Origin of the sequence: Cognatundibacterium luofuense (assembly GCF_018139685.1) — a bacterium.
GTDB classification, from domain to species: Bacteria; Pseudomonadota; Gammaproteobacteria; order Burkholderiales; family Burkholderiaceae_D; genus Undibacterium; species Undibacterium luofuense.
Genome location: NZ_JAGSPN010000166.1, coordinates 1 through 439 on the forward strand (window position 1 = coordinate 1; position 439 = coordinate 439).

1 protein-coding gene is annotated in these 439 nt (G+C 49.4%); it reads right to left on the minus strand.

The window, feature by feature from the left end:
* On the minus strand, window positions 1–438 hold a 438-nt coding region (locus KDM89_RS19850), incomplete at its 3' end, for a radical SAM protein (RefSeq protein WP_212689611.1).
* Window position 439: the final 1 nt, after the last annotated feature.

A 439-nucleotide genomic window follows, 5' to 3' on the forward strand; every position in this document is an offset into this window, starting at 1 on the left:
GTTCATGCGCCTGAATACATCATCATTGATGGCATCGAGTGACACCGTAATCCGGCCTAAGCCTGCATTTTTCAGGCTAAGGGCTTTTTTCGCCAGCAGCGAACCATTGGTCGTCAGACTCAGATCCAGCGGCGCACCATCCACAGTGCGCAGATTCGCTAACATGGCAATGAGTTGTTCAATATTTTTTCTAAGCAAAGGTTCGCCACCTGTGAGACGGATTTTTTTTACGCCGTGTGCCACAAAAATACGCGCAAGACGGGTGATTTCCTCAAAATTCAGCAAATCTGCGTGCGGTAAATACTGGTAGTTTTGGTCGAAAATTTCCTTGGGCATGCAATAGACGCAGCGGAAATTGCAGCGATCTGTGACTGAAATCCGCAAATCGCGCAAAGGACGCTGCAGACTATCCAGCAGTTGGCCGGTGGCAGCCTGCATC